The organism is Variovorax sp. FG153, assembly GCF_057809595.1.
Genome location: NZ_JBMDKG010000023.1, coordinates 112,692 through 123,462, shown reverse-complemented (window position 1 = coordinate 123,462; position 10,771 = coordinate 112,692). Strand labels below are relative to the sequence as shown.

At 61.3% G+C, this 10,771-nt stretch carries 8 protein-coding genes; 1 reads left to right on the top strand and 7 read right to left on the bottom strand.

The annotated features are described in order from the left end of the window. The 7 genes from istB to ACODT0_RS23735 all read right to left on the bottom strand — a co-directional run. On the bottom strand, positions 1-786 hold a 786-nt coding region (gene istB, locus ACODT0_RS23765; protein WP_489042445.1), incomplete at its 3' end, for an IS21-like element helper ATPase IstB. Beyond that, positions 732-2,276 (bottom strand): IS21 family transposase, encoded by a 1,545-nt coding sequence (istA, locus tag ACODT0_RS23760; RefSeq protein WP_489042444.1) that lies wholly within the window; start codon positions 2,274-2,276, stop codon positions 732-734. The genes istB and istA, both read right to left, overlap by 55 nt. Before the next feature lie 68 nt (positions 2,277-2,344). Then, complete coding sequence (locus tag ACODT0_RS23755) at positions 2,345-2,551, bottom strand: hypothetical protein (RefSeq protein WP_489042443.1); 207 nt, start codon at positions 2,549-2,551, stop codon at positions 2,345-2,347. Positions 2,552-2,646: 95 nt separating this feature from the next. Beyond that, positions 2,647-3,813 (bottom strand): hypothetical protein, encoded by a 1,167-nt coding sequence (locus tag ACODT0_RS23750; RefSeq protein ID WP_489042442.1) that lies wholly within the window; start codon positions 3,811-3,813, stop codon positions 2,647-2,649. 506 nt (positions 3,814-4,319) lie between these two features. Next, positions 4,320-6,296, bottom strand: a complete 1,977-nt coding sequence (locus ACODT0_RS23745; protein WP_489042441.1) for a DUF3732 domain-containing protein — start codon at positions 6,294-6,296, stop codon at positions 4,320-4,322. Next, the gene (locus ACODT0_RS23740; RefSeq protein ID WP_489042440.1) at positions 6,293-6,781 is read right to left on the bottom strand and encodes a three component ABC system middle component; all 489 of its coding nucleotides are present in this window, start codon (positions 6,779-6,781) and stop codon (positions 6,293-6,295) included. Before ACODT0_RS23740 ends, ACODT0_RS23745 begins: the two co-directional genes overlap by 4 nt. After that, the gene (locus ACODT0_RS23735; protein WP_489042439.1) at positions 6,778-7,974 is read right to left on the bottom strand and encodes an ABC-three component system protein; all 1,197 of its coding nucleotides are present in this window, start codon (positions 7,972-7,974) and stop codon (positions 6,778-6,780) included. The genes ACODT0_RS23740 and ACODT0_RS23735 overlap by 4 nt, the downstream gene beginning before the upstream one ends. Positions 7,975-8,975: 1,001 nt before the next feature. Between ACODT0_RS23735 and ACODT0_RS23730 the strand changes: the two genes are divergently transcribed. Beyond that, the gene (locus tag ACODT0_RS23730) at positions 8,976-10,712 is read left to right on the top strand and encodes an Eco57I restriction-modification methylase domain-containing protein (protein ID WP_489042438.1); all 1,737 of its coding nucleotides are present in this window, start codon (positions 8,976-8,978) and stop codon (positions 10,710-10,712) included. The last annotated feature ends 59 nt before the right edge of the window (positions 10,713-10,771 follow it).

Sequence of the window (10,771 nt, the reverse complement as noted above, 5' to 3'; positions counted from 1 at the left end):
CCCCCCCCCCCCCCCCCCCCCCCCCCCCCCCCCGCGGCGGCGGTAGCTGTCCACGTTCATCTCCAGGATCGTCGAGTGGTGCACCAGCCGATCCACGGCCGCCACCGTCATGGCCTTGTCCGGGAACACCTCGTCCCACGCCGAGAACGGTGCGTTGGCCGTGATGGCGATGCTCTTGCGCTCGTAGCGCTCGGCAATCAGCTCGAACAACACCGAGGTCTCGGCCTGGTCTTTCCTGGCATAGCTAAGGTCGTCCAACACGAGCAGATCGAAGCGGTCGAGCTTGGCCAACTCGGCCGGTAGACGAAGATCGCGGCGCGCAGCTTGCAGCCGCTGCACGAGCTCGCTCGTGCGCACGAAGAGCACCTTGTAGCCTTGATCGATCAGCGCGTGGCCGATGCCGGCAATCAGGTGCGTCTTGCCTACGCCTGGCGGCCCGAAGGCGAGCAGGTTGTGCCCCTGTGCGATCCACCCGTCGGCCTCGGCCAACGCGGTGATGTGCGCCTTGGAGATCGTCGCGACGGCGTCGAAGTCGAAGCTCGCCAGGCTCTTGTCTGGCGGCAGATGGCTGTCGACCCGGGCTCGTGCAAGCCGGCGCGTCTCGCGCTCGTTCACCTCCTGCTCGAGCAGGGTGCCGAGGAAGCGCTCGGCCGTCCACCCTTCACGGTTGGACTGCTCGGCCAGATCGGCCCACAGCCGCTTCATCGTGGGAAGCCTCAACTCCCCCAGCATCAGAGGCAGCCGCGCGGCATCGGCCGCGGTGCGCGTGGTGGCCGTCGTATCCATGCGGCTTCCAGCAGTTCGTCATACACCGCTGCTGGCGGCAGCATCACCTCGACCACCGGCATCAACGTTGGGCGCGGCGCGAACTGTGCCCGCAATACGTCGATGTCGGGCAGTTCATCGCGCTCACCCAATGCCGCGAGCACGCGGGCGAGCTCAACCACGACGTTGGCCCGGTCGGCCAGATCCAGCAGGTTCACCATCAACCGGCAGGCCTCGCGCTCGCTCAACCGTTGGCTGATGCGTTGCCAGGCCTGGGCATATTCGCTGCGCGGGAACATGGCGTCTCGCATCACCCACCGTGCGAAGGCGCCCGGCTTGCGTCGAAGCGAGGGCATCATGTGTCGCCAGTCGATCCGCTTGGGATGCCGGTCCTGGACGCTGCCGCGAAGTCGCTCGCACTCGAACACCTTCACGCCGCCCAGCCAGGCTTCGATGTGTGCGCTGTGCAGCCAAACCTTCAGCCGATGGCCGATCAGGCGTGAGGGGACGCTGTAGGTCACGCCCTTGGCGGTGAAGACGCCGTACTTGCTGACGCACGCGTCGACCTCCTCGAAGTCGACGGTGCGTCGCACCGGCAACGGCCGTAGGCTCGCGCGCTCGACCTCCCAAGCTCGTGCACAGCGTGCGTTCAACCTGCGCACCGTCTCGGCGACGAACTGACCGTACGCCTCCATGTCAGCGAACTCCCTCGTGCCACGCAGCAGCAAGGCCTGCTCGAGCGCGACCTTCAGGCTGCCCTGACGCGATTCGATGGCGCCGTTCTCATGGCTCTCGCCGGGGTTGTTGCGGCTGCCGCGCAGCCCGTAGTGCTCGCACAGCTCGCGGTAGCGGGCCGTGAGTTCCTGCTGTTCGGCCAGATTGTTGAAGGCCGCCGACAAGCTGTCGGTGCGATGCTCTTCAGGCCCGCCGCCAGCCATCCACAACGCCTCCTGCAGACCGCTGGACAGCGCCTGGAAGCTCTCGCCGCCGAGCACGATGCGGGCGTGGCGCCAGCCACTGTGGGCGAAGGCGAACTGGTACAGCCGATGCGGCAAGACAACTCCGGCAATGGTGACGCCCAGGCTATCGCATACCGTGAAGTCCGACAGGCCAAGTCGGCCCGGCGGGTGTACCTGGGCAAAGAAGATCTCACGATCTCCACCGTGTTCGGCACGCCACTGGCGCACCCGTCGCTGCAGCGTGCGCAGCACCGCACCATCGAAGCGCTGCGGGTAACGAAGCTGCAATTCCTCCAGCACCGTGACGGCCATCAGGCTAGGTGCCGACTCGAGCATCGGCACCACCTCCGACTGCCATACATCCTGCAGCGGGTCAGCACGCGTGCGCCAATTGCGCGGCGGCCTCTGGGATGGCAACAGCACCGCGGATTCGATCCTCCGCGCGCTGGCCACGCTGATGCCGGCCTTGGCTGCTGCAACCTCCTGGGTGTGCTTGCCGCGCAATTGCTTGTACTTGGTCACTTGAAGATCCGATATGCGATTGCCGGGCACTGTGGCTGCCTCCTGAAGAGGCAATCCACTGTAGAACCCGACCGCAAACGCACCCCGGACTGCGTGCGTCAACCGCTCACGATAGTTGTCGTCGAGCGCTCAAAATAATTGTCGCTGGCCAGTCCTGCGCACTCATCGCAATCCTCGCTGCACAGCAGCACATCCTGACCGAGACCGACGCCCGAGGTATTTGCAGCACGCTGCCGGTCAATCTGACGCGCACCGCCAAGCAGTTGCGCGACGCGCTCGCACCGCAGGGCATCGACATCAAGCATACGCACGCCCTGAAGGCGATTTCGGTCGCCCGCGGTGCTGACGGCTTCCTCGGTTTGAACTCGCGGGCGCACTACGAGGTGGCGTCGTGGTCACCTTAGCCTTCTTCTGGCCACCCTTGGCTGAGGCCGAAGAGGTTCGCGAACGAGATGCCATCCGCCCGGACCATTCTGCCGTCGACGGCTCTCGCATTGGCAAATCTCAGCAGCGAGTCGGGGACCGCGAAAAGCGCATGAGGGTTGAGGTACAGACTGCCCCACCGCATCGCAATGGAGTACGGATTCAAATCGTTGAAGAACCATGCACCGCTGATCCTTCGCCCCTGGGGTCCATGAGGCCCGTTCCATGCGCCGTTAGGAGCACGCTCCATGCGCACTCCTAGATCGGGACGCCCTACGACTTCCACATACTGCTCTTGGCCGAACAGCGCTTGCATCTCGTCTATAGGATCTAGGTTGAACGCACTGAAGTTCACCGCAACGACCAATGCGCGGTCAAGCTCCCCGTACCTGCCACCTTTCTTCCGCAGCGCATTGCGTAGTGGCGTCCAGTTGTCGATGATCCCCGCACCGCCGCCGTGCATACCGACCAGCATCCTTAGCCCGCCGCGCCTTTCAGGGCGAACAGGAATGGGGCGCAATGTAAGGTGCCAAGCCTCGTGCTGCCAATCCAGGGTGGGGGCTGCCTCAAGTCCCTGCTCGCCCACAATGACGTCCAACGCCTCGGGCTCTAGACTGTCCAGCCAGGCGTGAATTTCGTTGGCCAACGCTCTGGCCGACGGTTGTGTTGTCGGGTCGCCTTCGCTATCGACTTCGATGTAGAAGTTCTGGTGAGGAAACTGGGTGAGCGCGTCAATCGTTCTTGCCTTGATTGCCTCCGCCGCAGGACTGGTGCCATCCCTCGACGAAGCAAGGACAGCCTCTAGATAGAAACTAGCGCCGGTGTCGTCGGATGCCAGAAAATCAGGCCGTGTAGTTGCGCCGTTTGGTAACGCCGGGTGAATCTCAAGGGCGTACCCGGCTCGGCAGAGTGCCTCGTGTAGCAATAGCTCAAACATTGCAGAGCGAAATGCGTGGGCGTCGTGCACTCGGATGCGAGCTATGAGATCGTCAAGCTCGTGCCGGGGATATCGCTCAAGTGCAACCGCCACCAAGTCTCTCACCCGCGCAATCTCCGCGCGCGCAGAACGTTCCAGGAAATCGAAGTCGCTCTCCTGCTCTCGCTTAGGCGTTTCGTCGGTCCTTGGGTCCATCGTGAAGATCATGTGTTCCGCCATTCTTGGGAAGATTCCCGCAATCAATGCGCCGGTCTGCGGATCGGATGAGTCCGGATCGGCTCGAACGCAGGAGTTTGGCCCTGCCACTCGGAGTTGAAGACAGCGGGTTGCCCACATTTTGCGACCTGCAAATCTAGCTCGCTACCATTCCAAGCCCCCATGGGAATCTCGCCTGGCCCGCGATAGATTCGCATCGCCGACTTGCGCTCCGGATCGGCTGCTTGCAGCGCCCCAGAAAGACCTCATCTCGCGTCAGCTCTTCGCGGGCTTCGTCACGCCCAGGCGATGTAAAGAGGAATGCAAACAGGCCGGCCGGCGGGTCCTTCATGGACATTTCAATTCAGGACAATAGCGCTTATGAATTACTCATCGCCACCCCGCCTTCTTTCCGCACAGATTCGGCCACCCTTCTCTGCTTTGCCGCAGTTGCTGCCCTTCACTCACGACGTATATCGGGCCGTGTGACGGTTCCGAACAATGCTGGCGCCGAAGCGCTACCTGCGCCAGCTTGGCCAGTCCTGCGGCACTAGTGCGGGCGGGTTCATCCAAGGATCCTCAACCAGCGCATCCTGGAACCAGTCTTCAACGAAGTTCGCATGCTCGGTGACGATGAGCTGGAAGCCAGGGACGAGCACCTTGGTGTAGTTCAGAAGCGTTTCGAACAGCTTCTTGGCTGCCACTAGGTCGACGTCTACGCGCCGAACCTGCTCTGCATCTCCTGCCACTGATTCGTAGATGGCCTGCGATGGGAAATACACCTGCGTCGGCTGGTCCAGCATCAGGAAGCGAGGAATTGGGATGCGGTTTTCCGAAGCGTAATGGTGGAGGGCTAGCAAAGCGGAAATGTGATACGCCAACCAGTTCGCGCCACCGCCCGTGCGAATCATCGGCACAGGGTTGCCGGGTCGTTGCACAACCACGGTCAGGTTGCGCATGTCCAGCCGGAACGGAAACTCCGAGAAGAAGGCCTTGAACTCCTTCACCAGCATGGTCATCGTGCTGGAAACATGCGTGATGACCGAGTCCATGCGGGCGTCTGCATCGTCGTCCGCGCCCGCTTTCTGACTGAGCTGGTCCAGCTTGACCTGCAATCGGCCGACTTTGAGCTTTAAGGTGCTGATGGTGTTGCTCGGATTCAAGCTGTCCAGGTAGAAACTGACACGGCCTTGGACCTTTAGCGCCTGCGCATTGACGTCCTCCTGGGCCACGGCCTTCTCCTCGGCGAGCACCGCAGCCGTGAGGTTGATTTCGACCTCTCGAATGGCCTCCTTCAGTTGGCCTGCACGATCAGTAAGAGCGGCCAAGTGCTCATCCAGGCGGGGGCGCGCGCCACCGACATGCTGGAGCTCGCGGTCTAAGCTTGAGAGTTCGGCCATGAGCGATTGAGCAATGCCATCCATGCGCGCGTCTGCCTCCTTCAGGAAGGGCCACTGCCATGTTCCGTTTGCTGCCCGCGGAAGCGCGTGGATGGACTCCAGACGGGAACGCTGCTCCTGCGCTTCGGTCTGGAAGTCCGACGCACCTTTGACATACCGCTGCGTAGATGTGATCTGATCCAGAATCAAGCGACGCTCAGTCCGAAGATTCGAGCGAAGCGCCTGGAGCTTGGCCATGTCGCTCTCCGCCAGAAGGGGAACCTGCCCAGGCCGCCAAGTGAGGATTTCCCGGAGGGACGCGACCAAGTCATTCTCGGCGCCATCCACGCTCGGTTTGGCGACGTCAGGCGCGCTGCTGAACGGGATTCCGACGGCCCGCGCCTCGGCCAGCAACCCCAGCCCGCGCGTATCCAGCGCGTCTTCGGTTTCCTGTGCCAACTTCAGTTCCTTCTGCGCAATCTTCAGCTCTCGCTGGGCCGCACGTCGACTGGCCTCCGTCTCCATATCGCCCACGTTGGAGATGCCGAAGAGGACTGCGAAGGTGTCGCGGATGGTCTGAGGCAGATGCTCCTCGGCCTGCCTATAGAACAACAATTCTTTGCTGGCCACCAGGCCCTGCTTCTGGAACAGGTAGAACGCCGTGTGCTTGACGTTGACCGAGTAGCCTGTCCGGCTGCTGCGCTCAGGAACAGACGTCTTGGCTTCAGGGATGCCGAGCAGAGAGGAAAGCACTTCGTGGACGAGTTCATCACCCCCGTTGTGCTTCAGCGCTCCAAAGTCGGGCGTGCGAATCTGCCTGCCGCGCAAAAGCATCGCGAGCGAGCACTGGACGTGTCCCGGCTTGGGATTGGGCTTAGCGACGAAAACCTGCTCGTTTAGGAACTGGAAGGTCACCGCGAACCAGGAGACTTTCTCACGGATGAATCCCTCCGCAATCTTGCACACGTCTTCGCCCATGCAGTACTCGACGATGTCCGAAAGGGATGACTTACCCGTCGATGCCAGGCCAGTGATGATGTTGAGACCATTAGGATTCAGTATGAGGTCGCGCCTACGGCCATCGTGGCTATAGATGTGAATCGAAGCAATCTTCATGGGCGAATTGACAGGCTGGTGTAGACCGTAACGCGGTCGTTGATCTGGGCGAAATCGCGACCGAGGACGGTTGCTGCAGCGCGGCACCGCTCGGCGTCTTCGGTGTTGAGCGCCAGGGGTGACACACGTCTTGGGACAAGGCTGATGCCACCGTCATCGAAGACCTTGATACAGTCCTTGCTGGCGAGTAGCGCAAAGGCCTCAGTGGCGTATTGGACGAGTGCACGGACTCGCTCAGCGAAGTCGACCAGCAGGTCCGGGCGCAGCGCGAACACCCGCAGGACCGACAACCGCTTGTTCTCCAGAATCTCCTCGCGCGATGCTTGATGCAGGCACATTGGCAGGACAAGTAGCGTTAATGAGTAGGGCATTGGCTTTCGTGTGACGCGCTCGTACTCGCGAATAGCTGCGGCCAACACCACGGCGCAGAAGGCCGGATTGAAGAGGTTGCGCTCTTCAAAAGGGCGAGATGACCAGTCCCTCATGCTGACACCGCTTTCGACGCGGTGGTCTTGAGGCGCTCAAGGAACTGCGGGTGCCAGTGCACCCGCGGTGTTGGCTTCTCGTCGGCAAGGATATGGAAGCTCCCGCGGCGAACGAAGTCTTCTGAGACGTCTTTGCGGATTTGCAGGCCCTTGGACTGGTTCTCGGCCCAGTCATACAGCTTGCGGCCTGCTGCTTGGAACTCGGCCTCGTTCTGTGGCGCGTGTACCATGGCCCATCCCCTCGCGCGCTTCCATTCTTCGACCAAGCGCAGCTCGAACTTTCTAATCTCGCCACCGACCAAGGCGTTGACCCGAGTCCAGTGCGCGCGCTGGGAGAACGCACGATAGAAGTCTAGGATGGCCATCTCAAGGTTGTCGCTGGACATGCCAATCGCCCGTAGCTGCTCTACGAACTGCCGGGTGTCTTTGGTCGCGTCAATCTCCTCATTGGGATACGCATCGTCGAAGGTGATGGGCAAACGCTCGTCGTAGTACTCGCTATTCACCTGAGCGAACTTCGCCCAGACCTCGGCACCAGTAATGGGTTTGCGGTCACCCTGGATGAGGTCGATTGCCTCTCTCAGCCACCAGCCCTCCATTCGCTCGCGGACGTCGACACGATATTTGGTGGCTACCGACTTCAGCAAGGGAGCGAAAGCCGCATCCAGTTCCTTGATTCGCAGCGAACTGTCGGCAATCACAATGCGAGCCAAGAAGTCGTTCTGCTGAGTCTGACTCAGTTTGCTGAACGTAGCTTCAATCTCCGCGCTAAGTGCGGCCTTCGAACCCTTGAGTTCGGCGACGAGTTGCATGAGAAAGTTCGTTGGCTTAGCAGGAGCACCGTCGAGAAAATATTTGAGCAACGAGCTCGGACCGACGCGCGCCGTCGTCGCCATACAGTACGAGTGATCGCAGGCGAGATTGCCATCCCGCGTGTACCGGTCAAGCCATATGCGGACAGATTTCCAGAAGTCAGTCGATAAAGTGCCAACGGTCTCGCCGACCTGCTTGTGCTTCAGCGATATCAGCGTCTTCTTGCCGTCAACGTCTCGTAGCTCGACGTCATCGTCAGCCTCAATAAGCAGCGCTTGGCTCTCATCCTGCTGCATCAGATGCGCGAGCGCAAACCGAATTTGATAGACGTAGCCCAGCCCCTGCTCGCCGGCAGCGTATTTGTCCGTATGTTTTGCCACATGCCCCTCTCTCTCTTACCTCCGATCAAGCACGGCCGCCTGACGCCCATGTCCCGGGTCTTTAGGTCCGTACCGCTGCAGGAATCATAGCCATCTGTACGCGCAGAACCTCGAACTTATGCTGGAAATGACCGAAAGCGGATCTGGCAAAGAGTGCATCGAGACTAAGCTTGCATGCAGGTATCGGACTTGTACCGTGCTGTCTAGGGAGGATCTGCGAAGCTCTGGGTCATGCCCACCGGCGCGCGATGTGAGCGCCGGAAACTACACGGGCAGATGTCGGACAAACCACTTGTCACAAGTCGGTCGCGGCCTGGCTGAGTGACCGGTGCCTATGGCTCGGCTGCCGGTGAAGCCAACGTTGCTCAATGATCGATGCTCGCGTCCGCCGCCAATCAGGATCGCGACGCGGAATGACTTGTCTGAAACAGACGGTCGGATAGCGAGCCATTCGCCCGCTTCGGGCCAAACTTTCATTTGCCCGGCCAACGCATGGTCCGACCGTTCTCAGCTATCGACAATGGTGGTTGTGAGGAACTTCCATTCACCTTCTTGCATGTGGGACCAGCCGCACCTGATAGCTAGAGCCACCGTCTAAGGCCGGAAGCCGTCGTAGCCCCCCGCCTCGCGGTGGACGCGCCCCCCCAAGGGTGGACCCGCTCTCGAGCTTGAAGAGACGTCCGCAGGCCTGGTCTCGCCGCCTCTAAGCTGCCGACCGAATCGGCACCAGTGTGGGCCGCCAGCGCCCGCGTTGAAGTCATCGCCGATCTTCTGCTGCCGCTTCCGGCAGAAACGCGCTAGATGAACCACTTCGTCCATGCTGAACCCTATTGATCTCGCGAACTCGATACTGTTACAAACCGACAGGAACAATAAACGCTGGGATGAGGACGATGGCAAAGGCAGGACAGGTAGCTGATGAGCTGACGAGGGGCGCGTCGGACGCAGGCAATGAACACGGTCGTCACACCGCAGATGTGTCCGCGTAACGCCTGTCCGCAATGCTCATCCCCGCCCCACGCCTTAAGTTCTATCGGCGCGTCAAGGCCCTGGCGCCACTCGTCGACGGCAGCCCGGACGGCGTAGAGCGACTCGTTAGGGGTTTGCTGTACCTCTGGCAGAAGGCCTCCTACCCCCGCCTAGTCGCAGAGCGCGCTCCGTACGGGAGCGGCAGCTTCCTAATTGAAGAATCCGTTCAGGACTTCGCCGCATGGCTGGCCGAAGAGCCTTTCAACGAGGCGGCCTACTGGCTGGCGACTGCGTACGCCATATTGGTAGGCGACAAGCTCCGAACTGAGCGGGCGCTTTACTTCACCCCGCCTCGCCTGGCAGACCGGGTGATTGACAAGCTGCTGGAACACGATGCGTCGCTCACGAAACAGCATTGGCACGACCCGGCGTGTGGCGGGGCCGCTTTCCTCGTTCCGATTGCCCAGCGCATGGCTGCAGCACTGGCAACGGCGGGCTTGCCTCCAAGTCAGCAGCTCGACCACATCGAGCGTCACCTCAGCGGCAACGACCTGGACTCCGTACTGCTTGATATCTCGCGGGAGTTCCTGCGGATGGCGCTTTCGGAACTGTTGGCAACCGCTGGTAGAGACCTTTCGCTGCGCCTGTTCAGGGGAGACGGCCTCACCTCATCGGCCATCGAGGCATTGCAGCCCGATGTTCTGGCTTGCAATCCTCCCTATCGAAAACTCAAGGCCATTGAGGTTGACCGGTACCGCAAGGCGCATGGCGACGTAGTCGAGGGGCAGCCCAACATCTATGGTTTCTTCATTAACAGGACACTGCAGCTTGCTAAGCAAGGTGGTCTCGTCGGACTGCTCACTCCGACAAGCTTCCTCTCCGGCCGATCCTTCTCCAAGCTGCGCACAAAGCTCCTGACCCATGGCGACACGCTGCATGTGGACATGCTCAGTGATCGGAACGCCATGTTCATCGACGTGGAGCAGGAGACGGCGATTACGGTGTTGCGTACTCGTGCACGCAGCAAGATCGTCAACTCGAAGACTCGTGTCAGCGTACTCAAACCCGATAGCGAGTTTGAGGATGTTGGCGAGTTCCTGTTGCCTAACTCTGGGCGCCCCTGGCCGATCCCGCGAGCGGCGAGTGATGCGGGCTTACTACGCTCAGCCGAATCCGCCGGATTTACCCTGTCAGACTATGGCTATGTAGCGCGCATCGGCCACCTCGTTGCCTACCGAGACAAGCGCCTGCGGTTCGCCCAACAGCCAGTTCTCAAAGCCGGTCGACTGGTCATCCCTTTGGTCTGGGCGACCGACATCGCGCCAGATGGTCGCTTTGACCACGGGCGCGAGTCCCGTTTCAGTCGCAACCGGCGCTTTGTCCAGATCGGCTCGTTGACCGACCACGGGGTCATCACCAAGCCCGCCGTGCTGATGCAGCGCCTGACATCGAGCGACCAGAAGCGCCGACTGGTAGCAGCGGCGGTGCCTGAAGCGTGGGTGGCCCAGTTTGGAGGGTATGTCTGCGAGAACCACGTGATCGTGCTCGAGCAGATGAGCAAGGACGCGATACTCCCCGAGAAGCTAGCCGCTATCCTGAACACGCAGCCGGTCGACCGCGTCTTTCGTGCGATTTCGGGGGCCAGCAACGTCGCAATCTCGGAGCTCGGCGAGCTCTTGCTCCCCGACCCCGTCCAAATCAAGCGCTTGAGGACGCGCACGGCCAGCCTAGATGAGGCGGTCCGAGCCGCCTACCGCGCAGCGAGCTGACCCACCCCTCAGCGCGCTGCATATCTTTACCGCCTCAGACTCACGTCATCAGCAACGCC